The sequence below is a fragment of the Amphritea balenae genome (assembly GCF_003858655.1).
GTDB classification, from domain to species: domain Bacteria; phylum Pseudomonadota; class Gammaproteobacteria; order Pseudomonadales; family Balneatricaceae; genus Amphritea; species Amphritea balenae.
The window spans coordinates 46,939-72,362 of the sequence record NZ_RQXV01000012.1; the positions used below are offsets into that span (position 1 = coordinate 46,939).

At 48.8% G+C, this 25,424-nt stretch carries 37 protein-coding genes; 2 read left to right on the forward strand and 35 right to left on the reverse strand.

Features of this window, described 5'->3' with window-relative positions:
• Positions 1-54: 54 nt before the first annotated feature.
• On the reverse strand, positions 55-1,080 hold the full coding sequence (gene moaA / locus EHS89_RS17750; protein WP_188885298.1) for a GTP 3',8-cyclase MoaA: 1,026 nt from the start codon (positions 1,078-1,080) through the stop codon (positions 55-57).
• 97 nt (positions 1,081-1,177) lie between these two features.
• Between moaA and EHS89_RS17755 the strand changes: the two genes are divergently transcribed.
• Positions 1,178-1,552, forward strand: a complete 375-nt coding sequence (locus EHS89_RS17755) for a SirB2 family protein (RefSeq protein ID WP_268239407.1) — start codon at positions 1,178-1,180, stop codon at positions 1,550-1,552.
• A gap of 39 nt (positions 1,553-1,591) precedes the next feature.
• Here the strand turns inward: EHS89_RS17755 and rfbD are convergent, their stop codons facing one another.
• Together rfbD and ssb are read right to left on the reverse strand one after the other, a co-directional pair.
• Positions 1,592-2,521, reverse strand: coding sequence for a dTDP-4-dehydrorhamnose reductase (rfbD, locus tag EHS89_RS17760; protein WP_124927521.1), 930 nt, complete (start codon positions 2,519-2,521; stop codon positions 1,592-1,594).
• Between the two features lie 401 nt (positions 2,522-2,922).
• Positions 2,923-3,510 carry a single-stranded DNA-binding protein gene (gene ssb / locus EHS89_RS17765; RefSeq protein ID WP_124927522.1) on the reverse strand — a complete coding sequence of 196 codons (588 nt, stop codon included), beginning with the start codon at positions 3,508-3,510 and terminating at the stop codon, positions 2,923-2,925.
• 169 nt (positions 3,511-3,679) lie between these two features.
• Between ssb and uvrA the strand changes: the two genes are divergently transcribed.
• Positions 3,680-6,505, forward strand: coding sequence for an excinuclease ABC subunit UvrA (gene uvrA, locus EHS89_RS17770; protein ID WP_124927523.1), 2,826 nt, complete (start codon positions 3,680-3,682; stop codon positions 6,503-6,505).
• Positions 6,506-6,750: 245 nt separating this feature from the next.
• On the opposite strand, the gene rplQ is transcribed toward uvrA, so the two are convergent.
• The 32 genes from rplQ to rpsL all read right to left on the reverse strand — a co-directional run bounded on the left by rplQ (position 6,751) and on the right by rpsL (position 25,363).
• The gene (gene rplQ, locus EHS89_RS17775) at positions 6,751-7,143 is read right to left on the reverse strand and encodes a 50S ribosomal protein L17 (RefSeq protein WP_124927524.1); all 393 of its coding nucleotides are present in this window, start codon (positions 7,141-7,143) and stop codon (positions 6,751-6,753) included.
• Positions 7,144-7,183: 40 nt separating this feature from the next.
• Positions 7,184-8,188, reverse strand: coding sequence for a DNA-directed RNA polymerase subunit alpha (locus EHS89_RS17780; protein ID WP_124927525.1), 1,005 nt, complete (start codon positions 8,186-8,188; stop codon positions 7,184-7,186).
• A 26-nt stretch (positions 8,189-8,214) separates the two neighbouring features.
• On the reverse strand, positions 8,215-8,835 hold the full coding sequence (rpsD, locus tag EHS89_RS17785) for a 30S ribosomal protein S4 (RefSeq protein ID WP_124927526.1): 621 nt from the start codon (positions 8,833-8,835) through the stop codon (positions 8,215-8,217).
• An 18-nt stretch (positions 8,836-8,853) separates the two neighbouring features.
• Complete coding sequence (gene rpsK / locus EHS89_RS17790) at positions 8,854-9,243, reverse strand: 30S ribosomal protein S11 (protein ID WP_019622838.1); 390 nt, start codon at positions 9,241-9,243, stop codon at positions 8,854-8,856.
• Between the two features lie 25 nt (positions 9,244-9,268).
• The gene (gene rpsM / locus EHS89_RS17795; RefSeq protein WP_124927527.1) at positions 9,269-9,625 is read right to left on the reverse strand and encodes a 30S ribosomal protein S13; all 357 of its coding nucleotides are present in this window, start codon (positions 9,623-9,625) and stop codon (positions 9,269-9,271) included.
• Positions 9,626-9,771: 146 nt separating this feature from the next.
• Positions 9,772-9,888, reverse strand: coding sequence for a 50S ribosomal protein L36 (rpmJ, locus tag EHS89_RS17800; RefSeq protein ID WP_083935407.1), 117 nt, complete (start codon positions 9,886-9,888; stop codon positions 9,772-9,774).
• A 21-nt stretch (positions 9,889-9,909) separates the two neighbouring features.
• Positions 9,910-11,238 carry a preprotein translocase subunit SecY gene (gene secY, locus EHS89_RS17805; protein WP_124927528.1) on the reverse strand — a complete coding sequence of 443 codons (1,329 nt, stop codon included), beginning with the start codon at positions 11,236-11,238 and terminating at the stop codon, positions 9,910-9,912.
• Positions 11,239-11,673 carry a 50S ribosomal protein L15 gene (rplO, locus tag EHS89_RS17810; protein ID WP_124927529.1) on the reverse strand — a complete coding sequence of 145 codons (435 nt, stop codon included), beginning with the start codon at positions 11,671-11,673 and terminating at the stop codon, positions 11,239-11,241.
• Positions 11,674-11,683: 10 nt separating this feature from the next.
• A complete protein-coding gene (gene rpmD, locus EHS89_RS17815; protein WP_019622834.1) occupies positions 11,684-11,866 on the reverse strand; it encodes a 50S ribosomal protein L30 in 183 nt (60 codons plus the stop codon).
• A 6-nt stretch (positions 11,867-11,872) separates the two neighbouring features.
• Positions 11,873-12,373 carry a 30S ribosomal protein S5 gene (rpsE, locus tag EHS89_RS17820; protein WP_124927530.1) on the reverse strand — a complete coding sequence of 167 codons (501 nt, stop codon included), beginning with the start codon at positions 12,371-12,373 and terminating at the stop codon, positions 11,873-11,875.
• Between the two features lie 11 nt (positions 12,374-12,384).
• The gene (gene rplR, locus EHS89_RS17825) at positions 12,385-12,735 is read right to left on the reverse strand and encodes a 50S ribosomal protein L18 (protein ID WP_124927531.1); all 351 of its coding nucleotides are present in this window, start codon (positions 12,733-12,735) and stop codon (positions 12,385-12,387) included.
• A gap of 9 nt (positions 12,736-12,744) precedes the next feature.
• Positions 12,745-13,278, reverse strand: a complete 534-nt coding sequence (rplF, locus tag EHS89_RS17830; RefSeq protein WP_124927532.1) for a 50S ribosomal protein L6 — start codon at positions 13,276-13,278, stop codon at positions 12,745-12,747.
• An 11-nt stretch (positions 13,279-13,289) separates the two neighbouring features.
• Complete coding sequence (gene rpsH / locus EHS89_RS17835) at positions 13,290-13,682, reverse strand: 30S ribosomal protein S8 (protein ID WP_124927533.1); 393 nt, start codon at positions 13,680-13,682, stop codon at positions 13,290-13,292.
• Positions 13,683-13,750: 68 nt separating this feature from the next.
• Positions 13,751-14,056 (reverse strand): 30S ribosomal protein S14, encoded by a 306-nt coding sequence (gene rpsN, locus EHS89_RS17840; protein ID WP_124927534.1) that lies wholly within the window; start codon positions 14,054-14,056, stop codon positions 13,751-13,753.
• Positions 14,057-14,066: 10 nt separating this feature from the next.
• A complete protein-coding gene (gene rplE, locus EHS89_RS17845; protein WP_124927535.1) occupies positions 14,067-14,606 on the reverse strand; it encodes a 50S ribosomal protein L5 in 540 nt (179 codons plus the stop codon).
• 14 nt (positions 14,607-14,620) lie between these two features.
• Positions 14,621-14,938 carry a 50S ribosomal protein L24 gene (gene rplX / locus EHS89_RS17850; RefSeq protein ID WP_124927536.1) on the reverse strand — a complete coding sequence of 106 codons (318 nt, stop codon included), beginning with the start codon at positions 14,936-14,938 and terminating at the stop codon, positions 14,621-14,623.
• Positions 14,939-15,040: 102 nt separating this feature from the next.
• Positions 15,041-15,409, reverse strand: coding sequence for a 50S ribosomal protein L14 (rplN, locus tag EHS89_RS17855; protein WP_124927537.1), 369 nt, complete (start codon positions 15,407-15,409; stop codon positions 15,041-15,043).
• Between the two features lie 83 nt (positions 15,410-15,492).
• Complete coding sequence (rpsQ, locus tag EHS89_RS17860) at positions 15,493-15,756, reverse strand: 30S ribosomal protein S17 (protein WP_040404870.1); 264 nt, start codon at positions 15,754-15,756, stop codon at positions 15,493-15,495.
• A 2-nt stretch (positions 15,757-15,758) separates the two neighbouring features.
• Positions 15,759-15,950 carry a 50S ribosomal protein L29 gene (rpmC, locus tag EHS89_RS17865; protein ID WP_124927538.1) on the reverse strand — a complete coding sequence of 64 codons (192 nt, stop codon included), beginning with the start codon at positions 15,948-15,950 and terminating at the stop codon, positions 15,759-15,761.
• Positions 15,950-16,363: a 50S ribosomal protein L16 gene (rplP, locus tag EHS89_RS17870; protein WP_124927539.1), complete on the reverse strand. Its 414-nt coding sequence runs from the start codon at positions 16,361-16,363 to the stop codon at positions 15,950-15,952. Before rplP ends, rpmC begins: the two co-directional genes overlap by 1 nt.
• Before the next feature lie 12 nt (positions 16,364-16,375).
• Positions 16,376-17,062, reverse strand: coding sequence for a 30S ribosomal protein S3 (gene rpsC, locus EHS89_RS17875; RefSeq protein ID WP_124927540.1), 687 nt, complete (start codon positions 17,060-17,062; stop codon positions 16,376-16,378).
• Between the two features lie 11 nt (positions 17,063-17,073).
• Entirely contained in the window at positions 17,074-17,406 is a 333-nt protein-coding gene (gene rplV / locus EHS89_RS17880) for a 50S ribosomal protein L22 (RefSeq protein WP_124927541.1), read from the reverse strand.
• A gap of 15 nt (positions 17,407-17,421) precedes the next feature.
• Positions 17,422-17,697, reverse strand: a complete 276-nt coding sequence (gene rpsS / locus EHS89_RS17885; RefSeq protein WP_019622820.1) for a 30S ribosomal protein S19 — start codon at positions 17,695-17,697, stop codon at positions 17,422-17,424.
• A 15-nt stretch (positions 17,698-17,712) separates the two neighbouring features.
• A complete protein-coding gene (rplB, locus tag EHS89_RS17890) occupies positions 17,713-18,540 on the reverse strand; it encodes a 50S ribosomal protein L2 (protein ID WP_124927542.1) in 828 nt (275 codons plus the stop codon).
• 14 nt (positions 18,541-18,554) lie between these two features.
• The gene (gene rplW / locus EHS89_RS17895; RefSeq protein WP_124927543.1) at positions 18,555-18,851 is read right to left on the reverse strand and encodes a 50S ribosomal protein L23; all 297 of its coding nucleotides are present in this window, start codon (positions 18,849-18,851) and stop codon (positions 18,555-18,557) included.
• Positions 18,848-19,453 (reverse strand): 50S ribosomal protein L4, encoded by a 606-nt coding sequence (gene rplD, locus EHS89_RS17900; RefSeq protein WP_124927544.1) that lies wholly within the window; start codon positions 19,451-19,453, stop codon positions 18,848-18,850. Before rplD ends, rplW begins: the two co-directional genes overlap by 4 nt.
• Positions 19,454-19,464: 11 nt before the next feature.
• Positions 19,465-20,103 carry a 50S ribosomal protein L3 gene (gene rplC / locus EHS89_RS17905; protein WP_124927545.1) on the reverse strand — a complete coding sequence of 213 codons (639 nt, stop codon included), beginning with the start codon at positions 20,101-20,103 and terminating at the stop codon, positions 19,465-19,467.
• Positions 20,104-20,205: 102 nt separating this feature from the next.
• Positions 20,206-20,517, reverse strand: a complete 312-nt coding sequence (rpsJ, locus tag EHS89_RS17910; RefSeq protein WP_019622815.1) for a 30S ribosomal protein S10 — start codon at positions 20,515-20,517, stop codon at positions 20,206-20,208.
• 491 nt (positions 20,518-21,008) lie between these two features.
• Complete coding sequence (gene tuf / locus EHS89_RS17915) at positions 21,009-22,232, reverse strand: elongation factor Tu (protein WP_124927546.1); 1,224 nt, start codon at positions 22,230-22,232, stop codon at positions 21,009-21,011.
• Between the two features lie 30 nt (positions 22,233-22,262).
• Complete coding sequence (gene fusA, locus EHS89_RS17920; RefSeq protein WP_124927547.1) at positions 22,263-24,356, reverse strand: elongation factor G; 2,094 nt, start codon at positions 24,354-24,356, stop codon at positions 22,263-22,265.
• A 30-nt stretch (positions 24,357-24,386) separates the two neighbouring features.
• Entirely contained in the window at positions 24,387-24,857 is a 471-nt protein-coding gene (gene rpsG, locus EHS89_RS17925; RefSeq protein WP_124927548.1) for a 30S ribosomal protein S7, read from the reverse strand.
• A 131-nt stretch (positions 24,858-24,988) separates the two neighbouring features.
• Positions 24,989-25,363 carry a 30S ribosomal protein S12 gene (gene rpsL / locus EHS89_RS17930; protein WP_124927549.1) on the reverse strand — a complete coding sequence of 125 codons (375 nt, stop codon included), beginning with the start codon at positions 25,361-25,363 and terminating at the stop codon, positions 24,989-24,991.
• Positions 25,364-25,424: the final 61 nt, after the last annotated feature.

Here is a 25,424-nt window from a genome sequence, read left to right on the forward strand (position 1 = left end):
TTTCAGCGCAGAATGATACTTTTTTGATTCAAAGTAAATTTTGACAAGGAATGACTATCCACCGGTCATATTCATAAAGCGAACAATCTGAGGTTGCTCTTCAGACAGATCAAAATGGTGCTGCTCGGGTTTCAGATCCATCGCCTGAATCATATGCTGTTTAAGTACTTCAATATTATCGGGATGATCACGCATCACCTGACGCAGATCCATCGAGTGCTCATTACCCAAACACAGCAGCAGCCGCCCCTCTACAGTCATCCGCACCCGATTACATTCACTACAAAAGTTATGACTATGGGGTGAGATAAAGCCAACCCGACTATCGCTGTCTGGCATCCGATAATAATGGGAAGGTCCACCGGTTTTTTCAGTTGAATCAATCAGATCATAACGCTGGGATATAATCTGATGCAACTCATCACTTGAACAATAAGCTTCTTCCCGGTCATGCTCAGTAATAGCTCCCAGCGGCATCTCTTCAATAAAGGTAATATCTACGCCCTTGTGCCGAGCAAACTCCACCAGGTCCAGTACTTCGTCATCGTTACGACCTTTTAGCACTACAGCATTGAGCTTTATCCGCTCAAATCCTGCAGCTATCGCCGCATCAATACCCTCAAGCACCTGATTTAGCTTTCCGGTACGGGTTAAACGCTTAAATTTGTCAGCCTGTAGACTATCCAGGCTTATATTCAGACGATCGACACCCAACCGCTTAAGATCGTTCGCCATGACCGGCAACTGAGAGCCATTAGTTGTTATTAACAGTTCAGCAGGCAGCTGCCCTAGCTGTTCGATCAGACCCAATATTCCTTTACGCACCAAAGGCTCGCCGCCGGTCAGGCGGATCTTGTTAACACCCAGCTCAACAAACGCCCGGGAGACCTGATATAACTCCTCCAGTGACAATACTTCATTGCGCGGCAGAAACTGCATCTCTTCCGCCATACAGTAAACACAACGAAAGTCGCAACGATCGGTTACAGAAAGACGAACATACTCAACCCGACGACCAAAGCGGTCGACCAGCTGGTCTGCCAAGTTATTTATATGGGTATCGGCATGGTTATCTTTCATTTCAGAACTGGCATCCAAAAGCTATTTGAGCAAAAATATACCCGATCATTTTAATCGGTTATTCAACAAAAATTAAGTGAGTTTATCTACGATGTATATGGTACTTAAGCATACCCATATGACCTGCGCCGCTATCAGCATTCTTTTTTTCTCAATAAGAGGTTACTGGATGCTAACGGATTCACATATTTTACAGCAACGCTGGGTCAGAATTCTGCCACACATCGTTGATACACTCCTGCTCGCTAGCGCCATCGCTCTGACTATTCTGCTCAGTCAGTATCCCTTCAGCCAGAGCTGGCTGACGGCAAAACTATTTGCCCTGATCGCTTATATTCTACTGGGAACTATTGCGCTGAAACGCGGCAAAACCAAAGCCATGCGAATACTGGCGTTAATGCTGGCATTAACCACTGCAGGCTACATCGTATGGGTCGCCCTGAGCCATTATCCATGGCCCTGGCTGCTGTAATACTAAGATAAAAACCGAATAGTAAAACACACCACTGAGTCAGACCGACTCAGTGAATTCTTCGTTCTGATACTGTTCACGAATCATCACAACCAGCTCACTGCGCCAGGGAATCTGACGAATGCCAAAGTTATTGAGCAATTTGGTGCACACCAGTACCGAAGATGCCGGGCGTTCTGCATCACTACAGAGTTCAGATGAGCTGATAGGTTTAAGCTCTTCAGCTTTAAGTTTTTCATACTGACTCGCCGCAGCCAGAACCGCTTCTGTAAACCCATAACGGGAGGTCACTTCAGCACCACAGTAATGATAGGTACCCCAGTTTTCAGCACCGTTATGCAACTGCTTTAACATCGCCATGATGACACGCGCAATATCAGTTGCAGAAGTAGGACAACCACGCCGATCATCTACAGCGCTGATACACTTCTGCTCCCGCGCTTGCTGCAGTGAGCGGCGCATATAGTTATCACCTACCGTACTGAACACCCAGCTAACCCGAAGAATCACATGCTGAGGTAAGGCGGTACGCAATCGCTCTTCACCCTGCCATTTAGTCTCGCCATACAATCCAAGCGGGCTGGCCTGATCTTCTTCGGTATAGCCACTTTCATAATGCCCATCAAATACATAATCAGAAGATAGATGAAACAGAGGTATAGAGAGGTCACCGCAAGCTAAGGCAAGATTTTCAACACCATCAGTATTCAGTGCCACACAGCGCTCAGACTGAGTCCCGGCCCGGTCAACGGTATTAAATCCAGTGGTATTGATCACGTAATCAGGCATATGCAAATCCAGCTGCCGCTGCACCTGTTCAGGGTCACTTATATCAAATTCATGATCAGTGAGCGCAACGACCGAAAAAAACGGATCCGTTACTGCTGCCTGATTAAGGAAATACCCGATCTGGCCATCAGCACCGGTAATTAATATCCTGGCCGGCGTGGTCAGAAAATCCTGCTCCATTATTCAAAAACTCCAAATATTCAGACTAGGGAACCTGCGAATAAGTCCCGGATTTTCTCTGTGGGCAATAAAACGGCTTGATGCGCGAAAGGCAGCGCAGTGGAATGACGAGTCCTTTTCAAGCTGCCAGACAAAGCAGAAAGTCGTTTTAGTGCCCACCCTACGGGGCTGTCAGAGCGACCCAAATTCTTCGTTAACAATTTTCGACAGGCAACCAGCATGCCTGCAATCGCTGCCTTGAACTTGAATCGCTCTGAAAGCCAGAGGCGTTCGGGACTTGTTCGTAGGCTCCCAAATCTCAACGATACCACAACCGCTAAGATTACCAATACGAAACCGCCCTTCAAACACAGAAAACCCCGCAATAGCGGGGTTTTATCAAAATCGATCTAAGCTATACCTTAGAACGGGATATCATCATCAAAGTCATCCATTCCCGGTGCAGCCTGAGGTGCGGCGTTTTGCTTCGGCTGCTGATATGGCTGCTGCGGAGCCTGTTGCTGCTGTTGCGGCTTAGGCTGATATTGCTGCTGTGGGGCCTGTTGCTGTTGCGGCGCCTGCTGCTGATAACCACCTTGCTGCTGTGGTGCTTGCTGTTGCGGAGCTTGTTGCTGATATCCGCCCTGACCTTGCTGCTGGAAACCACCTTCACCCCGGCTATCCAACATCTGCATTTCGCCTGCAACGATCTCAGTCGTGTAACGATCCTGCCCTTGCTGGTCTTGCCATTTACGGGTACGCAAAGAACCTTCCAGGTAAACTTTAGAACCTTTACGCAGGTATTCACCGGCAATTTCGGCCAGACGATTGAAGAAAACTACCCGATGCCACTCAGTACGTTCCTGCTGCTGGCCGGTCTGCTTATCCTTCCAGGATTCAGAGGTCGCAACGGTGATGTTAGTTACGGCATTGCCGCTCGGCATATATTTAGTTTCAGGGTCGTTACCCAGGTTACCAACCAGAATGACTTTATTAACACCGCGTGCCATTGATCTCTCCGAAAGTCTTAATTTTTTCTCATCAGACCAGTTAATTAAGCCGGTCTCTGTAATGAGTCACAGCATATCATAAATATACCGCTAAAATATCCAGTTCAGGTGTTGATGAAGAGCATAAATCTTTATAATTAGTCCTTTTACATCTGACACGGAAATACCGATGGACAAGATACTGGTTCGTGGCGCAAGAACCCATAATCTGAAGAATATCGACTTGGAAATCCCACGGGATAAACTGGTTGTTATTACTGGATTATCTGGTTCAGGAAAGTCGTCACTGGCGTTTGATACCCTTTATGCGGAGGGACAAAGGCGCTATGTAGAATCTCTCTCGACCTATGCCCGTCAGTTTCTTTCGATGATGGAAAAGCCTGATGTAGACCATATTGAAGGTCTCTCACCAGCAATCTCTATTGAGCAGAAGTCTACCTCACATAACCCCCGCTCCACGGTGGGAACAATTACCGAGATATACGACTATCTGCGTTTGCTGTACGCCCGGGCTGGTGAGCCTCGCTGCCCCGATCATGACCTGCCTTTAGCCGCACAGACAGTCAGCCAGATGGTAGATCAGGCATTAGAACTGCCTGAAGGCACTAAACTGATGCTACTGGCCCCAATTATTCAAGGCCGCAAAGGTGAGCACTTACATACCATAAGTGAACTAAAAGCTCAGGGGTTTGTTCGCGCCCGCGTCAATGGCATTGTCTGTGATATCGACAGCATTCCCGAGTTAGATAAAAATAAGAAGCACAACATTGAGGCGGTGGTCGATCGGTTTAAAGTGCGTGGCGATCTTCAGATTCGACTGGCTGAATCATTTGAAACCGCATTGAACATGGCCGACGGTATTGCCACGATCAGTTACATGGACGGCGATGGTGACGATCTGGTTTTCTCTGCCCGCTTTGCCTGTCCAACCTGCGGTCACAGTATCCAGGAGCTAGAACCGCGGCTATTCTCATTCAACAACCCCCATGGCGCCTGTTCAGCATGCGACGGGCTGGGCGTTAAACAATTTTTCGATCCTAAAAAAGTTGTACACGACAATAGCCTGACACTTTCAGAGGGGGCTATCCGTGGCTGGGATCGTCGCGCACTATACTATTTTCAACAGCTGAAGGCCGTAGCTGAGCATTATGGCTTTGATATGGACACGCCATTTTCAAAGCTCAGCGGCAAACAGCAGAATGCTATCCTGCACGGCAGCGGCAAAGAGTCTGTCGCCTTTCGCTATCTGAATGACCGCGGCGACGTCATTAGCAAATCCCATCCGTTTGAAGGTGTTATCAACAACCTTTCACGCCGCTATCGTGAGACAGAATCGGATATGGTTCGGGAAGATCTGGCTAAATATATCAACATGCAAGAGTGCCCTTCATGTGATGGTAGCCGGTTGCGCCGGGATGCCCGCCACGTATTCATCGATAACAAGACCCTGCCAGAGATTGTAAAGCTATCAATCGGAGATAGCTGTGACTACTTTGATGGCTTACACCTGACAGGTAAACAGGGTGAAATAGCCGAAAAAGTTCTCAAAGAGATACGTCTGCGACTCGAATTTCTGGTTAATGTCGGGCTTGATTATCTGTCTCTTGAACGTAGCGCAGACACGCTATCCGGTGGTGAAGCCCAGCGTATACGACTGGCCAGCCAGATAGGCGCCGGCTTAGTCGGCGTGATGTATATTCTAGACGAACCGTCGATTGGCCTGCACCAGCGCGATAACGAACGCTTACTCAGCACACTGATCCACCTGCGAGACCTGGGCAACACTGTCATCGTCGTTGAGCACGATGAAGATGCCATTCGCCTGGCCGATTACGTTATCGATATCGGTCCGGGAGCCGGCGTTCACGGTGGCGAAATTATCGCCCAGGGTACACCTAAAGAGCTGTTAAAGTCCGAGAAGTCGATGACCGCTGACTATCTGTCCGGGCGGCGTAAAATTGAAGTACCACAAAAAAGAAATATCCCAGATGGCCGCTGGTTAAAACTGCATGGCGCGTCGGGTAATAACCTGAACAATGTCAATCTGGATATCCCCCTGGGTTTGATGACCTGTGTCACCGGCGTTTCGGGCTCAGGTAAATCTACCCTGATCAATAGCACCCTTTACCCACTAGCAGCTACTGAGCTGAACAATGCCACAACACTCGATGCGTCACCGTATCGCGAGCTTGAGGGCATTAAACAGCTGGATAAAGTAATCGATATTGATCAGAGCCCGATCGGTCGCACTCCGCGTTCTAATCCGGCCACCTACACAGGGATCTTCACCCCGATTCGTGAACTCTTTGCCGGCACACAAGAAGCCCGCTCACGCGGCTATAAGCCAGGTCGATTTAGTTTTAACGTTAAAGGTGGACGCTGCGAAGCCTGTCAGGGCGACGGTGTTATCAAGGTAGAGATGCACTTCCTACCTGATATCTATGTACCTTGCGACGTCTGTAAGAGTAAACGCTACAATCGTGAAACCCTGGAAGTGAAGTACAAGGGTAAAAGCATCGATCAGGTACTGGAGATGACGGTTGAAGATGGCCGGGAGTTCTTTGATGCCATCCCAGCGCTGTCACGCCGACTACAGACCCTGATCGACGTAGGCTTGTCCTATATCCGCTTAGGCCAGGCAGCCACCACACTGTCCGGCGGTGAAGCCCAGCGGGTTAAACTGGCCAAAGAGCTGAGTAAGCGCGATACAGGTAAGACCCTTTATATCCTGGATGAGCCGACTACCGGTCTACACTTCTATGATATTCAGCAACTACTCAACGTACTAAATCGCCTAAGAGATCACGGCAACACTATCGTCGTTATCGAACACAATCTGGATGTAATCAAAACAGCCGACTGGATCGTCGACCTGGGTCCTGAAGGTGGCATTAAAGGTGGCGAGATCATCGCAACCGGTACACCGGAGGAGGTTGCCGAAGAGCCTAAGTCCTATACCGGGCAATTCCTGAAACCGATGCTTGTTCAGCCTTAAATAAACAAGCAAACAGAATGACTTAACGCCGACTAGTATTCGCCCCTTTAGCGTTTACTAGCCGTTAGGTTAGAAACAAAAAACACCCTTTTGGGTGTTTTTTTAGGCCTTTTACTCGCTACTGACTGAATGTAATGCACTAACAAGCCGTCTTTGGAAGCGAAGACATGCATGGTTCTGTATTGCACTTTTTACAGACAATAAAAAACCCGGCATAAGCCGGGTTTTTTTAAGAGGCGAAGAGATTAATCTTCAGAATCTTCTACCGCAACTGCATCAGCTGGACGGTCAACTAGCTCAACAAAAGCCATCGGCGCGTTGTCACCAGTACGGTAACCACACTTCAGGATGCGGATGTAACCGCCTGGACGACCCTCGTAACGAGGACCCAGTTCATTAAACAGTTTACCAACAGCTTCTTTGCTGCGAGTACGGGCGAAAGCCAGACGACGGTTTGCAACCGAGTCAACCTTTGCCAGTGTGATCAGAGGCTCAGCAACACGACGCAGCTCTTTAGCTTTAGGCAGCGTGGTCTTGATAAGCTCATGTTCGAACAGGCTTACAGCCATGTTCTTGAACATTGCTTTACGGTGCGCACTTGTACGATTAAAGTGACGACCTGATTTACGATGACGCATCTTTATATCCTTGCCAAACTGTTAGGTTTAAAACCGCAGATCAGGAAGCGACTTTATCGTCGTTTCTGATGCTCGCAGGAGGCCAGTTTTCCAGGCGCATTCCAAGCGACAGACCTTTAGACGCCAAAACGTCCTTGATCTCGGTTAGCGATTTCTTACCTAAGTTCGGAGTCTTAAGCAGTTCTACTTCGGTACGCTGAATCAGGTCACCGATATAGTAGATCTGCTCTGCCTTCAGACAGTTGGCGGAACGTACAGTCAGCTCCAGATCATCAACCGGACGAAGCAGGATCGGATCGATCTCTGGCTCTTCCGGCTCATCGTTAACCTGATCCTTACCACCTTCCAGATCTACAAATACAGCCAGCTGCTGCTGCAAGATAGTAGCAGCGCGACGAATGCATTCTTCTGGATCGATAGTACCATTGGATTCAATGTCAATAACCAACTTATCCAGGTCGGTGCGCTGCTCTACACGTGCACTTTCTACTACATAAGACACCAGTTTGACTGGGCTATAGGTAGCATCAAGCAGCAAACGGCCGATAGTACGAGACTCGTCTTCTTCAGATACACGCGCGTCAGCTGGCACATAGCCACGGCCGCGAGCGATCTTCAGTTGCATGTTAAGGCTTGCACCTTCGCTCAGATGAGCGATGACATGCTCTGGATTAGCGATTTCAACGTCCTGGTTCAGCTGAATATCAGCTGCAGTAACAGGACCCGCTTCGCTTTTTGACAGAGTCAGGGTAACTTCGTCGCCATTATGTAGCGCAACCGCAACACCCTTCAGGTTAAGCAGGATTTCGATAACGTCTTCCTGCACACCTTCGATGGTGCTGTACTCATGCAGTACACCTTCGATCTCTACTTCAGTGATGGCACAGCCAGGCATTGAAGAGAGAAGGATACGGCGTAGCGCATTACCCAGCGTATGACCAAAACCGCGCTCCAGTGGTTCTAGAGTAACTTTTGCACGAGTAGTACTAATTTCCTGAACGTCAATATGACGCGGACTTAGAAACTCGTTAACTGAACGCTGCATAGTTCCACCAATTAAGAAGTCAATTATTACTTAGAGTACAGTTCGACAATCAGCTGCTCGTTGATGTCGGCAGACAGATCGCTACGCTCTGGCAGGGACTTGAAAGTTCCTTCCATCTTCGCAGTATCTACTTCTACCCACTCAACAGCGGTACGCTGAGAAGCCAGCTCAAGTGCGCCTTTAATACGCAGCTGAGTTTTTGACTTTTCACGTACTGCAACCACGTCACCAGCTTTAACCTGGAAAGACGGGATGTTTACAGACTGACCGTTAACCGTAATCTGGCGATGAGAAACTACCTGACGTGCTTCTGCACGAGTAGATCCAAAGCCCATACGATAGACAACATTGTCTAGACGCCCTTCCAGCAGCTGAAGAAGGTTAGTACCAGTCGCTCCAGAGCGACGGGCAGCTTCCTTGTAGTAGCTGCGGAATTGCTTTTCAAGAACGCCGTAAGTACGACGAACTTTCTGTTTTTCACGAAGCTGTAGACCGTAGTCAGATAAACGACCTCTACGAGCACCGTGTACTCCTGGAACAGCTTCAGCTTTACACTTGCTGTCCAGGGCGCGCACGCCACTCTTCAAGAAAAGGTCGGTACCTTCACGGCGAGACAGCTTACATGTTGGTCCTATATAACGAGCCATATTCTTACTGTCTCCGGCTTAAACGCGACGTTTCTTCGGTGGACGACAACCGTTGTGAGGAATCGGTGTCACGTCCGTGATGTTGTTAACCTTGTAACCACAAGCGTTCAATGCACGCACTGCGGATTCACGGCCTGGGCCTGGGCCCTTAACAAAAACGTCTAAATTCTTTAGACCATACTCTTGAGCAGCTACACCCGCACGTTCCGCAGCAACCTGTGCAGCGAATGGTGTACTCTTACGAGAACCACGGAAGCCGGAGCCACCCGCAGTTGCCCAGCTCAGGGTATTGCCCTGACGATCAGTAATAGTAATGATCGTGTTATTAAAAGAAGCATGGATGTGAGCGAATCCGTCAACAACCTGCTTTTTAACCTTCTTACGTGTGCGATTACCTGGCTTAGCCATACTGGAAATTCCTATCGCTTACCACTTACTTACGGATTGGCTTTCGTGGACCTTTACGGGTACGCGCATTAGTCTTAGTGCGCTGACCACGTAGAGGCAGACTACGACGATGTCGCAGACCACGATAACAGCCCAGATCCATCAAGCGTTTGATGTTCATGGATACTTCACGGCGAAGATCGCCTTCAACTGTTAACTTAGCAATTACGCCACGTACGTTATCCAGTTGATCTTCTGACAACTCTGCAATCTTGGTGGATTCTTCAATCCCACAAGTGGAGCAGATGTCCTTCGCTGTCGTGCGGCCAATTCCGAAGATGTAAGTCAATGAAATTACCGCATGCTTATTGTCAGGAATATTGACGCCAGCTATACGGGCCATTCAATTTACTCCAGCTTATTAGCATGTCACCTGCTTTAATAAACAGGCACTGCAGATTCTTCTATTAATGGAAGGCGCGAGATTCTACCCTCTGATCAAAAATAAATCAAGGGCCTCGCACCTACCACTCCCAGACCAGGCGTTAATTAACCCTGGCGCTGCTTGTGTCGTGGTTCAACCTTGCAGATAACCCGCAAAGTACCGTTACGACGTACGATCTTGCAGTTACGGCAGATTTTCTTTACAGATGCACGTACTTTCATGATCAACTCCAATAGCAGGGGCTAGCGCAGCAGGCCAGCACCACCACCTTTAAGATTCGACTTCTTCATCAGGGATTCATACTGGTGAGACATCAGATGCGATTGTACTTGTGCCATGAAATCCATCACAACAACAACTACGATCAGCAGCGACGTACCACCGAAGTAGAAAGGTACATTCCAGGCCACAACCAGGAACTGGGGCATCAGAGATACCGCAGTGATGTACAGAGCGCCAAACAGTGTCAGGCGTCCCAGTACGTTATCGATGTACCGAGCAGATTGCTCCCCTGGGCGAATACCCGGGATGAATGCACCAGACTTCTTCAGGTTATCGGCTACATCTTTTGGATTGAATACAATCGCAGTGTAGAAATAACAGAAGAAAATGATACACACAGAAAACAGCAGGATGTACAACGGCTGACCCGGACCCAGCGCTAATGCGACATCCTGTAGCAATTCCATACCTTCAGTCTGACCAAACCATTGGCCAAGTGATGCAGGGAACAGCAAAATACTTGAAGCGAAGATCGGCGGAATTACACCGGCCATGTTGACCTTCAGCGGCAGATGACTGGTCTGTGCAGCATACATACGACGCCCCTGCTGACGCTTCGCATAGTTTATAGTGATGCGGCGTTGACCGCGCTCCATAAACACTACGAAACCGACAGTAGCTATCGCTAGCACAGCAATGGCCAGCAGCGCCAGGATATTCAAATCACCCTGACGTGCTGATTCAAAGGACTGACCGATTGCACTCGGCAAACCAGCCACAATACCAGCGAAGATCAGAATCGAAATACCGTTACCGATACCTCGTTCAGTAACCTGCTCGCCCAACCACATCAGGAATACTGCACCAGCAACAAGGGTAACAACTGCTACAAAGTAGAAGCTCAAACCTGTACTGAAGGCAACACCCTGGTTAGCCAGGCCTACGGCCATACCAAATGACTGGATTAGAGCCAGTAGTACGGTACCGTAGCGGGTATACTGATTGATCTTACGACGACCAGCCTCACCCTCTTTCTTCAACTGCTCAAGCGTCGGACTGACAACAGTCATCAGCTGCATGATGATCGATGCTGAAATGTACGGCATGATACCCAAAGCAAGGATACTCATACGTTCCAGCGCACCACCGGAGAACATGTTGAACAGACTCAGGATCGTGCCCTGATTCTGATCAAAGAGTTGAGCCAGACGATCAGGATTGATACCAGGTACCGGAATATGTGCACCGATACGGTATACAACGATCGCAATCAGAACGAACAGCAGACGCGACTTAAGCTCGCCTAAACCGTTTTGATTTCCTGCTGGTACTGGTCCTTTCTTAGCCATTTATTCCTCGACTTTTCCGCCTGCAGCTTCAATTGCAGCCAACGCGCCTTTGGTCACTTTCAGACCTTTAACGGTAACTGCCTTGTTGATCTCACCGGACAGGATCACACGCGCACGCTTGATGCTGTCTTTGATGATATCGGCTTTCTTCAGTGCTTCCAGATCAACAACATCTGCATCGATTTTTGCCAACTCATTCAGGCGAATCTCTGCAACGAATGCAGCCTGACGAGAGGTGAAACCGAACTTAGGCAGACGACGCTGCAGTGGCATTTGACCACCTTCGAAACCTGGCTTAACTGAACCGCCTGAGCGGGATTTCTGACCCTTATGGCCACGACCACCGGTTTTACCCAGGCCGGAACCAATACCGCGGCCTACACGCTTTGCAGCGCTCTTAGAACCTTCGGCAGGACTCAGTGTATTAAGACGCATAACGGACTCCTTATTCGCCTTCTACACGAACCATGTAGTTTACTTTGTTGATCATACCGCGAACGGAAGGAGTATCTTCCACTTCAACAGAATGACCGATACGGCGCAGACCAAGACCCTTCACGCACAATTTGTGCTTAGGCAGGATACCGATGGTGCTGCGTACAAGTGTAACCTTGAGAGTAGATGCCATCGCTAATTACCCCAGAATGTCTTCAACGGCCTTACCACGCTTCGCAGCAACATCTTCAGGAGATGTCATGCTAGCCAGACCATTGATAGTTGCGCGAACAACGTTTACTGGATTTGTAGAGCCGTAGCACTTAGCCAGTACGTTGTGAACACCTGCAAGTTCCAGTACAGCACGCATCGCGCCACCGGCGATAACACCAGTACCTTCAGATGCTGGCTGCATGTACACTTTAGAAGCACCGTGACGGGCTTTAACAGCGTATTGCAGAGTTGTGCCGTTCAGATCTACAGAGATCATGTTACGACGCGCTTGTTCCATTGCTTTTTGAATAGCTACAGGTACTTCGCGTGCTTTACCACGTCCGAAGCCTACGCGGCCATTACCGTCACCAACAACAGTCAAGGCGGTGAAACCGAAAATACGACCACCCTTAACTACTTTGGCAACACGGTTAACCTGTACAAGTTTCTCTTGCAGGTCACCGTCTTTCTGATCGTGATTTGCCATTGTCAAACCCCTTAGAATTCCAGGCCGCCTTCACGGGCTGCATCTGCCAATGCTTTAACACGTCCATGGTATTTAAAACCAGAACGGTCGAAAGCAACCTTAGTCACGCCAGCGTCTTTCGCACGCTGAGCGATCAATGTGCCAACCTTAGTAGCTGCATCTGAGTTACCAGTTGCATCACTACGCAGATCCTTCTCTACAGTCGAAGCTGCAGCAAGAACCTGACCACCATCAGCGGAGATTACCTGCGCATAGATGTGGCGAGGAGTACGGGTTACGCACAGACGGACTGCACCCAGCTCACGCATCTTGAAACGAGCACGGCGGGCACGGCGAATACGAGATGTTTTCTTATCGTTCATGACCCTACCTTACTTCTTCTTAGCTTCTTTACGGCGAACATATTCGTCAGCGTAACGAACACCTTTACCTTTATAAGGCTCTGGTGGACGGAATGCGCGAATTTCTGCTGCGGCCTGGCCTAGAGCTTGTTTATCGGCTGCATTCAGCACGATAGTAGTCTGGCCTTCCATAGCAGCTTTAACGCCTTCAGGAAGTTTGTAATCGATTGGGTGTGAGAAACCCAGAGTCAGGTTCAGTGTGTCGCCTTTAACAGCAGCACGGTAACCAACACCCTGAAGCAGCAGTTTCTTTTCGAAACCTGCGTTCACGCCAACAACCATGTTATTAACCAGAGAACGAGTAGTACCAGCCAGCGCATTGGCTGACTTGCCGCCATCGCGTGGGGCAAACTTAACTACGTTTTCTTCACTGGTTACTTCTACAGACTGGTGTACAGACAGATCCAGGGTACCGTTCTTACCCTTTACAGTGATCGTCTGACCATCAATTTTAGCTTCAACACCTGCCGGTAGGACAACGGGACTTTTAGCAACTCGAGACATAGTTCTAGCTCCTAGAATACCGTACAGATGACTTCGCCGCCGATACCGGCAGCACGAGCAGCACGGTCAGTCATCACACCTTTAGAGGTGGAGATGATAGCCACGCCCAGACCGCCAGATACTTTAGGCAGATCATTCGCGCCCTTGTAAACACGGACACTTGGACGGCTAACACGCTGGATAGACTCTATAACCGGCTTGCCTTCGAAGTATTTCAATTCAACAGTCAATACTGGCTTAGCTTCGCCTTCAACAGCGAAGTCAGCAATGTAGCCTTCCTCTTTCAAAACGGCAGCGACAGACGCTTTCATTTTGGAAGCAGGCATAGCTACAGCTGTTTTCTCAGCCATATGACCATTACGAATACGCGTTAGCATATCCGCAAGAGTGTCTTGCATACTCATGGATTATTTTCCTTTGTGCAGCGTAATGCGGTAGCAGGGTGCGAATCACCCTGCCCAGACCATCATGCTTACCAACTTGCTTTTTTCAGACCCGGAACATCACCACGCATAGCTGCTTCACGCAATTTAATTCGGCTCAGACCGAACTTGCGGTAAACGGCGTGTGGACGACCAGTAACCTGACAACGACGTACCTGGCGAACCGGGTTAGCGTCGCGCGGCAGCTTCTGAAGAGCTACCTGTGCATCCCAAACTTCATCTTCAGAAGAAGCAGGGTTTTTAACGATTGCTTTAAGAGCAGCACGCTTCTCAGCATACTTAGCAACCATTTTTGCGCGTTTTGATTCGCGCGCTTTCATACATTCCTTAGCCATTATTCTACCCTTACTTTTTGAATGGGAAGTTTAGGGCTGCCAGCAGGGCACGACCTTCATCGTTATTGCGAGCAGTGGTGGTGATGGTAATATCCATACCACGCAGCTTATCAACCTTATCGTATTCGATTTCAGGGAAGATGATCTGCTCTTTAACACCCATGCTGTAGTTACCACGACCGTCAAAAGACTTAGGGTTCAGACCACGGAAGTCACGGATACGAGGAATGGAAATATCAACCAGACGGTCAAGGAATTCCCACATACGCTCACCGCGCAGTGTTACCTTGCAACCGATCGGCCAACCTTCACGAACCTTGAAACCAGCGATTGATTTGCGAGCCAGAGTAACAACAGGTTTCTGACCAGCGATCTGCTGCATCTCTGCAACAGCGTTTTCCAGCTGCTTCTTATCACCTAGCGCTTCACCAACACCCATGTTCAGGGTGATCTTGGTCAAACGAGGTACAGCCATCACGTTAGGGCTTTGCAGCTCATCTTTCAGCTGAAGCTTAACGGATTCATTATAAAGGGTTTTAAGTCTAGACATGGCATCAACTCCTATTACTTAGCGATTACTTCGCCGTTGGATTTGAAGATCCGGACTTTGTTACCATCTTCCAGAACCTTGAAGCCAACACGGTCACCTTTGCCGGTAGCCGAGTTGAAGATAGCGATGTTAGATACTGCAATCGCTGCTTCTTTCTCTACGATACCGCCAGCTTTACCCATCATAGGGTTAGGCTTGGTGTGTTTCTTAACCATGTTGATGCCAGACACGATCAGACGATCGCTAGATAGTACGCTAAGAACCTTACCGCGCTTACCTTTGTCTTTACCTGCGATGACGATTACTTCGTCGTCACGAACGATTTTACGCATTATATATCCATCCTTTCCTACTACCCTCTCATGCTTAAAAACGCCAAGCCCTTACGAGCTTAGCGTTTTTGCATAAATCCTGACTTTAGAAGTCGAGATTCTTTATAGCACTTCAGGCGCCAGGGAAATGATTTTCATAAACTTCTCATTACGAAGTTCACGAGTTACTGGGCCAAAGATACGAGTACCGATTGGCGCGTCACTGGCGTTCAATAGAACCGCTGAGTTAGTATCAAAGCGAATTATTGAACCGTCCGGGCGACGAACACCTTTACGGGTACGTACCACAACAGCGTTCAGGACCTGACCTTTTTTCACCTTACCGCGAGGAATTGCTTCCTTAACAGTAACTTTGATGATGTCACCTACACCGGCATAACGACGGTGTGAGCCACCCAGGACCTTGATACACTGTACTCGCTTGGCGCCGCTGTTATCAGCAACATCAAGCATAGATTCTGTTTGAATCATGGGTCTTTACTCCAAAATTCAGACTATTTTCCTTGCTCTTTCGGGCTTAAAAAATAGCCTGCCAGAAGCAAAGGTGCGTTATCTTACACCTTTACTGCCTGTTCTTCAATCTTAACTAGCGTCCAAGACTTACTTTTTGAAAGCGGACGGGATTCAGCGATAATAACCGTATCACCCATCTGACATTCATTCTGTTCGTCATGCGCATGCAGCTTGGTAGAGCGAGTTACGAATTTCCCGTAGATCGGGTGCTTCTCTTTACGCTCAACCAGAACGGTAATAGTTTTATCAGCTTTGTTGCTGACAACTTTACCGGTCACAGTACGTGTACGTTTTTCTGCAGCCATCATTAGTTACCTGCTTTCTCATTCAGTATGGTCTTAACACGCGCGATATCGCGACGCACTTGACCCAACATGTGGTTCTGAGCCAGCTGACCAGTCGCTTTCTGCATACGCAGATTGAACTGATCCTTCAGAAGACCTAGCAGCGTTTGCTGTAGTTCTTCAGCGGACTGTCCACGCAGTTCAGTTGCATTCATCACATCACCGTCCGTTTAACAATGGTGGTAGCAACCGGCAGTTTAGCCGATGCCAGGTTGAATGCTTCGATTGCTAGATCATCAGGCACGCCGCTCATTTCGAACAGAACTTTACCTGGCTTGATCTGGGCAACCCAGTATTCAACACTACCCTTACCTTTACCCATACGTACTTCAAGTGGCTTGCCGGTAATCGGCTTATCTGGGAAAACACGGATCCAGATTTTACCACCACGCTTTACGTGACGAGTCATAGTACGACGAGCAGCCTCAATCTGACGAGCAGTGATGCGACCACGACCGACAGCTTTCAGTGCAATCTCACCGAAGCTGACAGCGCTACCGCGCTCAGCCAGACCGCGGTTGCGGCCTTTCATAACCTTACGGAACTTAAGTCTCTTAGGTTGCAGCATTGATAATTACCCCTACTTTGAACCTTTCTTCTTAGGTTGAGCATTCTTCTGAGCGCGCACTTCTTCAATGCCACCCAGAACCTCACCTTTGAAGATCCAGACTTTAATACCAAGCACACCGTATGTGGTATGCGCCTCATAAGTACCGTAATCGATATCAGCACGCAGGGTGTGCAATGGCACACGACCTTCGCGGTACCATTCAGAACGTGCAATCTCTGCACCGCCCAAACGGCCACCTACCTGAATCTTGATACCCTGAGCACCCTGGCGCATAGCATTCTGTACAGAACGCTTCATAGCACGGCGGAACATAACACGACGTTCCAGCTGACTCGCTACGCTTTGAGCAACCAGTTTAGCATCCAGATCTGGCTTACGGATTTCTTCGATGTTGATGTGAACCGGAACGCCCATCATTTTAGAGACAGCGTTACGCAGTTTTTCTACATCTTCACCTTTTTTACCAATTACGATGCCTGGACGGGCTGTGTAAATGGTGATTTTAGCATTCTGTGCAGGACGCTCGATTTCGATGCGGCTCACAGATGCGGCTTTCAACTGACCTTCCAGATACTCACGTACCTGAAGGTCGTTCAACAGCTTATTAGCGTATTCGTTCTTGTCTGCATACCACACAGAAGTGTGATCTTTAACAATACCAAGACGAATACCTGTTGGATGTACCTTCTGACCCATAGTGGTATCTCCTAGCAGTCAGCTACCTTGACGGTGATATGTGAAGAACGCTTCAAAATGCGATCTGCACGACCCTTAGCACGCGGACGGATGCGCTTCATCGTCATACCTTCATCAACGAAGATCTCAGATACGCGCAGCTCGTCAATATCAGCACCTTCGTTATGCTCTGCGTTAGCAATAGCAGACTCCAGTACTTTCTTAACAAGACCCGCAGCTTTTTGAGGGCTGAAAGCCAGAATATTCAGGGCTTCACCCACCGCTTTTCCGCGGATTTGATCGGCTACCAAACGCGCTTTCTGAGCGGAGATATGGGCGCCTTTATGCTTTGCGGCTACTTCCATTTTCTAAACTCCCGATTAGCGTTTAGCTTTCTTGTCTGCTGCATGACCCTTATACGTACGGGTAGCAGAAAACTCGCCTAATTTATGACCAACCATATCCTCGGTGATAAACACCGGTACGTGCTGACGGCCATTATGAACTGCAATCGTTAGTCCTACAAAGTTTGGAAAAACTGTAGAACGACGAGACCAAGTTTTGATCGGACGACGATCATTGGCCTCAACTGCAGCCTCTACCTTTTTCAACAGGTGAAGGTCGATAAAAGGACCTTTCTTCAGTGAACGTGGCACAGCTGTATCCTCTGATTATTTCGCTTGACGACGGCGTACGATCATCTTATCAGTACGCTTGTTCTTACGAGTTTTCTTACCTTTAGTCGGTACACCCCATGGCGTCACAGGATGACGACCACCAGAAGTACGACCTTCACCACCACCGTGTGGGTGATCAACCGGGTTCATCGCCACACCACGAACGGTAGGACGAACACCACGCCAGCGTGTTGCACCAGCTTTACCCAGTACGCGCAGAGAGTGTTCGGAGTTACCTACTTCACCCAGAGTTGCGCAGCAATCAACCAACACTTTACGCATTTCGCCAGAGCGCAAACGCAGAGTCGCGTGAGCGCCTTCACGTGCAATCAACTGTGCGGAAGTACCAGCAGAACGTGCAATTTGCGCGCCTTTGCCTGGCTTCATCTCGATACAGTGAACTGTGCTACCAACAGGAATGCTGCGCAGTGGCAGACAATTACCAGGTTTGATATCAGCGTTCTGACCAGAGATCAGCGTGTCACCAGCTTTCACACCTTTAGGTGCGATGATGTAACGACGCTCACCATCTGCATACAGCATCAGTGCGATGTGTGCGGAGCGGTTTGGATCATATTCCAGACGCTCAACAGTAGCAGGGATATCAATCTTGTTACGACGGAAATCGATAACACGGTAATGCTGCTTATGACCACCACCAATGTGACGAGTCGTAATGCGACCATATGTGTTACGACCACCAGTCTTGCTTTTCTTTTCGACCAGAGCAGCGTGAGGCTTACCCTTATGCAGATCAGGGTTAGTAACCTGAACTACGTGACGGCGTCCAGCGGAGGTCGGTTTAGATTTTATTACAGCCATTCTTGTAACCCCTCTTATTCGCCATCGATGAAGTCGATGTCGTGACCGTCAGCCAGGCAAACATATGCCTTGCGTACGTCAGAGCGCTTACCCATACCGCGCTGTGTGCGCTTGGTTTTGCCCTTAACGTTGACGACGTTCACGCCAGTTACTTTAACGTCAAACAACTGCTCAACAGCCTTTTTGATCTCAGGCTTAGTTGCATCAGCTGAAACGCGGAATACTACCTGCTGAGAACCTTCAGCAACGATAGTTGCTTTCTCAGAGATGTGCGGCCCTAGCAGCACTTGATAGATGCGTCCTTCGTTCATGACAACGCCTCCTCAATCTTCTTCAGAGCAGCAACGGTCACTACAACCTTATCGAAGCCCACAAGACTAACAGGGTCGATACCAGCAGCATCACGAACATCTACATGAGGAACGTTACGTGCCGCCAGGTATAGGTTCTGCTCTACGTCTTCTGTAACAACCAGCGCGTTAGCCAGCTCAAGCTCGTTCATCTTAGCGACGAACTGCTTAGTCTTAGGTGCGTCGATCTGGAAGTTTTCAACAACAACCAAACGCTCCTGACGTACCAGCTCAGACAAGATGCAACGCATCGCAGCGCGATACATTTTCTTGTTAACTTTTTGAGCGTGGTCACGCGGCTGAGCAGCGAATGTTACGCCACCAGTACGCCACAGAGGACTACGGATAGTACCGGCACGTGCACGGCCAGTACCTTTTTGACGCCATGGCTTAGCACCACCACCGCTTACAGCGGCGCGGTTCTTCTGAGCCTTGGTGCCTTGACGACCACCGGCCAGGTATGCAGTAACAACCTGATGAACCAGTGATTCATTGAATTCTTTAGCAAATGCCAGATCGGAAACTTCTACGCTTCCTCCAGCTCCTGTAAGATTCAGATTCATTTCAAACCCCCTCAGGCACCAACTTTAACAGCTGATTTTACGATTACGTCGCCACCAGTAGCACCAGGCACTGCGCCTTTAACTAACAGTAGATTGCGCTCAGCATCGATGCGAACAACTTCCAGGGATTGAACGGTTACACGCTCAGCACCCATGTGTCCTGCCATCTTCTTGCCTTTCCACACGCGACCAGGAGTCTGACACTGACCAATAGAACCAGGAGCACGATGAGAAAGTGAGTTACCGTGAGTCGCATCCTGCATGGAGAAGTTCCAGCGCTTAATACCGCCCTGAAAACCTTTACCTTTGGATTGACCGGTTACATCAATTTTCTGACCCGCTTCAAAGCGTTCAACAGTCAGTTGATCACCAACATTTATTTCTTCGTCACCCGACAGACGGAACTCCCACAAACCACGACCAGCTTCGGTCTCAGCTTTAGCGAAATGACCCGCTGCAGCTTTAGTTACGCGGTTAGCACGACGAGTACCCACAGTTACCTGCACAGCAGAATAACCATCAGTATCTTCGGTCTTAACCTGAGTAACACGGTTCGGTTCCACCTCGATAACAGTAACTGGCACTGACACGCCGTCTTCAGTGAAGACACGAGTCATACCTGCTTTACGTCCGATCAAACTTACAGACATTTTATTACCTCAATTGCCAGTTGTGTACGGGGCTATATACCCACTATGGCTGCCTATCCAAGGCATTCCACACGCAAACTTTTGGTCTGCGCATCGTTCTAATTAGCCGAGGCTAATTTGCACTTCAACACCCGCTGCGAGGTCTAGCTTCATCAGTGCGTCAACAGTTTTTTCTGTTGGCTCAACGATGTCCAGAACACGCTTATGCGTACGGATTTCATACTGATCACGTGCATCTTTGTTCACGTGAGGAGAAACCAGCACTGTAAAGCGCTCTTTGCGAGTAGGAAGTGGGATCGGACCATGAACCTGAGCTCCAGTACGCTTAGCAGTCTCAACGATCTCCTGAGCGGAAGAGTCAATCAGGCGATGATCAAAAGCCTTCAGACGAATTCTGATTTTCTGGTTTTGCATATCGATCACACAATTCCTAAATTGTTAATACGGCTTTCGCCGGCCTACCCCCATTTAACGGGGTAGCGCATTCTACTTACACCCCACCCCCAAGTCAAGGGTATATTGCTTACCAAACATACAGAGCGTTTTTTGAACACTACAAGAGAAAACAGAAGCGTGTAATTAGCAGGAGTAAAATCTGAAATAAGAGCATCCAGGGAAGAGAATTTGACCACCGTTTACAGTACAAATACGAAACTGCAGATTCGGACTTCACTTCGTTCACTCCGACCTAAATCCTTACGATTAATGATGCGAAGCAATTAAGCTTTGTTTCATTTGCGAACGCAAATGCGAGCAAGTAAAACCAAGCAAAGCTTCTTTGCGCCCGGTTTTACAATGCGACGTTTGATATGGCCGCACAATGTTGTCAAGAACACCAAGCCACAGCCATATCAAACACAAACAAAAAAGGCTCCCGAAGGAGCCTTTTTTAAGTCAGCGAATTATTATTCGATGATCTTAGATACAACGCCTGCACCTACAGTACGACCGCCTTCACGGATCGCAAAACGCAGACCTTCTTCCATCGCGATTGGGTTGATCAGGGTAACATCCATCTTGATGTTATCACCTGGCATTACCATTTCAACGCCTTCTGGAAGCTCACAAGCACCGGTGATGTCAGTTGTACGGAAGTAGAACTGTGGACGGTAGCCCTTGAAGAAAGGAGTGTGACGACCACCTTCATCTTTGGACAGTACGTATACTTCACCTTCGAAACGAGTGTGAGGAGTGATAGAACCTGGCTTAGCCAGTACCTGACCACGCTCAACGTCATCACGCTTAGTACCACGCAGCAGCGCACCAACGTTCTCGCCTGCACGACCTTCGTCAAGCAGCTTACGGAACATCTCAACACCAGTACAGGTAGTAGTAGTCGTTTCACGAATACCAACGATTTCAATCTCTTCGCCAGTCTTAACGATACCACGCTCAACACGGCCTGTTACTACAGTACCACGACCAGAGATAGAGAATACGTCCTCGATAGGCATCAGGAATGGCTGATCGATTGCACGCTCCGGCTGAGGAATGTAAGAATCCAGCGCTTCTACCAGCTTCTTAACAGCAGTAGTACCCAGTTCGTTATCATCCTGACCGTTTAGAGCCATCAGAGCAGAACCAGCGATGATTGGAGTGTCGTCACCTGGGAATTCGTACTGGTCCAGCAGCTCACGCAGCTCCATTTCAACCAGTTCCAGCATCTCTTCGTACTCTTCAGAGTCAACGCCGCCGCAATCTTCAGCCAACAGGTCAGCTTTGTTCAGGAATACAACGATGTAAGGTACACCAACCTGACGAGACAGCAGAATGTGCTCACGAGTCTGTGGCATAGGGCCATCAGTCGCACCACATACCAGAATAGCACCGTCCATCTGAGCAGCACCGGTGATCATGTTCTTCACATAGTCAGCGTGCCCTGGGCAGTCAACGTGCGCGTAATGACGCTCAGTTGAATCATACTCAACGTGAGACGTTGCGATAGTGATACCACGCTCACGCTCTTCTGGTGCGTTGTCGATACCGTCGAATGCTACTGCAGTACCACCGAATACTTCTGCACAAACACGCGTCAGTGCAGCAGTCAGAGTTGTTTTACCGTGGTCAACGTGGCCGATTGTACCAACGTTCACATGCGGTTTATTACGTTCAAATTGCTCTTTAGCCACGATTAATACCTCATTAATATATTGGGCAAATTATCTTGCATTAATTACCGCTTCGGCGACTTTATTGGGCGCTTCTGCGTAATCAAGGAATTCCATTGAGTAGGTTGCACGACCCTGAGTAGCGGAACGCAGATCAGTAGCATAGCCAAACATCTCGCCCAGCGGTACCTGAGCATTGATTATCTTGCCTGAACTACTATCTTCCATACCTTGTACAAGACCACGACGACGATTCAGGTCACCCATCACGTCACCCATGTAATCTTCAGGTGTAACAACTTCTACTTTCATCATCGGCTCAAGCAGACAGGGATTAGCTTCCTGTGCATACTTTTTCAGTGCCTGAGAGGCGGCAATTTTAAATGCCATCTCATTGGAATCCACATCATGATAAGAACCATCATAAAGACGGGCCTTCAGGCCGATAAGCGGATAGCCGGCAATAACGCCGTTCTTCATCTGCTCAGCGATACCTTTTTCGATTGCCGGAATGTATTCCTTAGGAACAGCACCACCAACAATTTCATTAATGAACTCCAGACCTTCGTCATCAGACGGACTGAATTCGATAACAACATGACCATACTGGCCACGACCACCAGACTGACGCGCAAACTTATGGTTTGCATCGACCGACTGACGGATTTTTTCGCGATATGCAACCTGCGGCTTACCGATGTTCGCTTCAACGCTGAATTCGCGCTTCATACGATCCACCAGAATATCCAGGTGCAATTCGCCCATACCAGAGATAATTGTCTGGCCGGTTTCTTGATCAGTTTCTACCCGGAAAGAGGGATCTTCCTGTGCAAGCTTGCCCAGCGCAATACCCATCTTCTCCTGATCAGCCTGTGAACGAGGTTCAACAGCAACTGAAATTACCGGTTCAGGAAACTCCATGCGCTCCAGAACGATTCGATCGTCCGGGCTACACAGGGTATCTCCGGTAGTAACATCTTTCATACCGATAAGAGCAGCGATATCGCCTGCGCGAACCTCTTTTATCTCTTCCCGGTTATTTGCGTGCATCTGCACCATTCGACCCACACGCTCTTTCTTGGTCTTAACAGAATTAACAACACTGTCGCCCGAATTAAGAACGCCGGAATAAACACGCACGAAAGTCAGCGTGCCAACGAATGGATCAGTTGCAATTTTAAAGGCCAGAGCTGCAAACGGCGCTTTATCATCAGCTTCACGACTCGCTACGGTTTCAGCTGCATCATCAAGGGTACCCTCGATCGCTTTCACTTCAACCGGCGAAGGCATAAATTCGATAACTGCATCCAGCACTGCCTGGACACCCTTGTTCTTGAATGCAGAACCCGCCTGCATCAGCACAAGATCGTTATCCAGGGTACGGCTACGCAGTCCCGCTTTTATCTCTTCAATGGACAACTCACCTTCTTCAAGGTACTTATCCATCAGCTCGTCATTTGCCTCTGCAGCGGACTCAACCATCTGCTCACGCAGTTCGTCAGCCTTATCCTGCAGCTCGGCCGGGATATCTTCCAGCTCGTATGTCATTCCCTGATCAGATTCATTCCACATAATGGCTTTCATCCGAAACAGGTCAACAACACCCTTAAACTCTTCCTCAGCTCCGATCGGAAAATTGATCGGCACAGTGTGAGCACCCAGACGCTCTTTCAGCTGGTCAATGACCATGAAAAAGTCTGCGCCGGCACGGTCCATCTTATTGACGAATACCATGCGTGGTACATCATACTTGTTTGCCTGACGCCATACAGTTTCAGTTTGAGGCTGAACACCGGAAGACGCACACAACACCACAACTGCACCATCAAGCACCCGCAGAGAACGCTCAACCTCAATAGTGAAGTCAACGTGCCCTGGAGTATCGATGATGTTGATACGGTGCTGATCAAACTGCTGACTCATACCGCTCCAGAAACAGGTGGTAGCAGCGGAGGTGATAGTAATACCACGCTCCTGCTCTTGCTCCATCCAGTCCATGGTCGCCGCGCCATCATGTACTTCACCGATCTTATGGGACATACCGGTGTAGAACAGAACACGCTCTGTTGTTGTGGTTTTACCCGCATCAACATGGGCAACGATACCAATGTTACGGTATCGGTTAATAGGCGTTTTACGAGCCAAAACGTAATCCTCAGAACTTTATTAAAAAGCTTAGAAGCGGTAGTGAGCGAATGCTTTGTTCGCTTCAGCCATGCGATGAACGTCTTCACGCTTCTTCACAGCTGCGCCGCGACCTTCTACTGCATCACCGATTTCGCCGGCCAGACGCAGAGCCATGGATTTTTCACCACGCTTACGAGAAGCGTCAACCAACCAACGCATCGCCAGTGCTGCACGACGGGAAGGACGTACCTCAACAGGTACCTGGTATGTCGCACCACCAACACGGCGGGATTTAACCTCAACCATTGGCTGAATAGCTTCCAGCGCCTTGTTGAAAGACTCGATTGGATCTTCTGCGCCACGCTCCTGGAGTGTTTCCAGTGCAGTGTAAATGATTTTCTCAGCTACAGATTTCTTACCACTGATCATCAGGTGGTTAGTAAATTTAGCCAGTACAATATTTCCGAATTTAGGATCCGGGATAATATCGCGTTTTGCCGCAACTCTTCTTCTTGGCATGATAAGCCCCTTTAAAATAGGTCTTCAGGTTATTTCAGGAATGGATACCTGACCTTACTCTTATTGCTTGCGGTATAGCGCAGTTGTATGACACATCAATGCCGAACTTCTTTTGCTGTCCCGAAAAACGATTAAGACTTAGGACGCTTGGTTCCGTACTTAGAACGCCCCTGTTTACGGTCGTTAACGCCACTGGTATCCAGTGCGCCACGTACTGTGTGGTAACGAACACCCGGCAAATCTTTTACACGGCCGCCGCGGATCAGAACTACAGAGTGTTCCTGCAGGTTGTGACCTTCACCACCAATGTAGGAAGTCACTTCAAATCCGTTAGTCAGACGAACACGACACACTTTACGTAGTGCTGAGTTCGGTTTCTTTGGGGTCGTTGTATAAACACGGGTACAAACGCCACGACGCTGAGGACAAGCCTGCAGTGCAGGTACATCGCTTTTAGCGACTTTACGCTTACGCGGCTGTCGAACCAGCTGGTTAATAGTTGCCATTAAGCAAACTCCACGCTTTTAATTAAGCACCAAAAAACAGGAATTTTATAAACTCCTGTCA

Excerpts from the sequence above, each read along its gene's own strand:
- rpsK (WP_019622838.1), bottom strand. The coding sequence starts at position 9,243 with ATGGCTAAGCCAGGTAATCGCACACGTAAGAAGGTTAAAAAGCAGGTT.
- rpsN (WP_124927534.1), bottom strand. The coding sequence starts at position 14,056 with ATGGCTAAGGAATGTATGAAAGCGCGCGAATCAAAACGCGCAAAAATG.
- rplV (WP_124927541.1), bottom strand. The coding sequence starts at position 17,406 with ATGGAAGTAGCCGCAAAGCATAAAGGCGCCCATATCTCCGCTCAGAAA.
- rplP (WP_124927539.1), bottom strand. The coding sequence starts at position 16,363 with ATGCTGCAACCTAAGAGACTTAAGTTCCGTAAGGTTATGAAAGGCCGC.
- rplR (WP_124927531.1), bottom strand. The coding sequence starts at position 12,735 with ATGAACGATAAGAAAACATCTCGTATTCGCCGTGCCCGCCGTGCTCGT.
- rplW (WP_124927543.1), bottom strand. The coding sequence starts at position 18,851 with ATGAACGAAGGACGCATCTATCAAGTGCTGCTAGGGCCGCACATCTCT.
- rplF (WP_124927532.1), bottom strand. The coding sequence starts at position 13,278 with ATGTCTCGAGTTGCTAAAAGTCCCGTTGTCCTACCGGCAGGTGTTGAA.
- rpsJ (WP_019622815.1), bottom strand. The coding sequence starts at position 20,517 with ATGCAAAACCAGAAAATCAGAATTCGTCTGAAGGCTTTTGATCATCGC.
- rplC (WP_124927545.1), bottom strand. The coding sequence starts at position 20,103 with ATGTCTGTAAGTTTGATCGGACGTAAAGCAGGTATGACTCGTGTCTTC.
- rplO (WP_124927529.1), bottom strand. The coding sequence starts at position 11,673 with ATGCGTCTTAATACACTGAGTCCTGCCGAAGGTTCTAAGAGCGCTGCA.
- secY (WP_124927528.1), bottom strand. The coding sequence starts at position 11,238 with ATGGCTAAGAAAGGACCAGTACCAGCAGGAAATCAAAACGGTTTAGGC.
- rplD (WP_124927544.1), bottom strand. The coding sequence starts at position 19,453 with ATGAATCTGAATCTTACAGGAGCTGGAGGAAGCGTAGAAGTTTCCGAT.
- rfbD (WP_124927521.1), bottom strand. The coding sequence starts at position 2,521 with ATGGAGCAGGATTTTCTGACCACGCCGGCCAGGATATTAATTACCGGT.
- rpmC (WP_124927538.1), bottom strand. The coding sequence starts at position 15,950 with ATGAATGCAACTGAACTGCGTGGACAGTCCGCTGAAGAACTACAGCAA.
- moaA (WP_188885298.1), bottom strand. The coding sequence starts at position 1,080 with ATGAAAGATAACCATGCCGATACCCATATAAATAACTTGGCAGACCAG.
- rpsM (WP_124927527.1), bottom strand. The coding sequence starts at position 9,625 with ATGGCCCGTATAGCTGGCGTCAATATTCCTGACAATAAGCATGCGGTA.
- rpmJ (WP_083935407.1), bottom strand. The coding sequence starts at position 9,888 with ATGAAAGTACGTGCATCTGTAAAGAAAATCTGCCGTAACTGCAAGATC.
- rpsQ (WP_040404870.1), bottom strand. The coding sequence starts at position 15,756 with ATGGCTGCAGAAAAACGTACACGTACTGTGACCGGTAAAGTTGTCAGC.
- rplQ (WP_124927524.1), bottom strand. The coding sequence starts at position 7,143 with ATGCGTCATCGTAAATCAGGTCGTCACTTTAATCGTACAAGTGCGCAC.
- rplE (WP_124927535.1), bottom strand. The coding sequence starts at position 14,606 with ATGTCTAGACTTAAAACCCTTTATAATGAATCCGTTAAGCTTCAGCTG.
- rpsE (WP_124927530.1), bottom strand. The coding sequence starts at position 12,373 with ATGGCAAATCACGATCAGAAAGACGGTGACCTGCAAGAGAAACTTGTA.
- rpsD (WP_124927526.1), bottom strand. The coding sequence starts at position 8,835 with ATGGCTCGTTATATAGGACCAACATGTAAGCTGTCTCGCCGTGAAGGT.
- rpsC (WP_124927540.1), bottom strand. The coding sequence starts at position 17,062 with ATGGGTCAGAAGGTACATCCAACAGGTATTCGTCTTGGTATTGTTAAA.
- rplX (WP_124927536.1), bottom strand. The coding sequence starts at position 14,938 with ATGCGTAAAATCGTTCGTGACGACGAAGTAATCGTCATCGCAGGTAAA.
- rpmD (WP_019622834.1), bottom strand. The coding sequence starts at position 11,866 with ATGGCATCTACTCTCAAGGTTACACTTGTACGCAGCACCATCGGTATC.
- rpsH (WP_124927533.1), bottom strand. The coding sequence starts at position 13,682 with ATGAGTATGCAAGACACTCTTGCGGATATGCTAACGCGTATTCGTAAT.
- rplN (WP_124927537.1), bottom strand. The coding sequence starts at position 15,409 with ATGATTCAAACAGAATCTATGCTTGATGTTGCTGATAACAGCGGCGCC.
- rpsL (WP_124927549.1), bottom strand. The coding sequence starts at position 25,363 with ATGGCAACTATTAACCAGCTGGTTCGACAGCCGCGTAAGCGTAAAGTC.
- rplB (WP_124927542.1), bottom strand. The coding sequence starts at position 18,540 with ATGGCTGTAATAAAATCTAAACCGACCTCCGCTGGACGCCGTCACGTA.
- EHS89_RS17780 (WP_124927525.1), bottom strand. The coding sequence starts at position 8,188 with ATGCAGCGTTCAGTTAACGAGTTTCTAAGTCCGCGTCATATTGACGTT.
- EHS89_RS17755 (WP_268239407.1), top strand. The coding sequence starts at position 1,178 with ATGGTACTTAAGCATACCCATATGACCTGCGCCGCTATCAGCATTCTT.
- uvrA (WP_124927523.1), top strand. The coding sequence starts at position 3,680 with ATGGACAAGATACTGGTTCGTGGCGCAAGAACCCATAATCTGAAGAAT.
- ssb (WP_124927522.1), bottom strand. The coding sequence starts at position 3,510 with ATGGCACGCGGTGTTAATAAAGTCATTCTGGTTGGTAACCTGGGTAAC.
- rpsG (WP_124927548.1), bottom strand. The coding sequence starts at position 24,857 with ATGCCAAGAAGAAGAGTTGCGGCAAAACGCGATATTATCCCGGATCCT.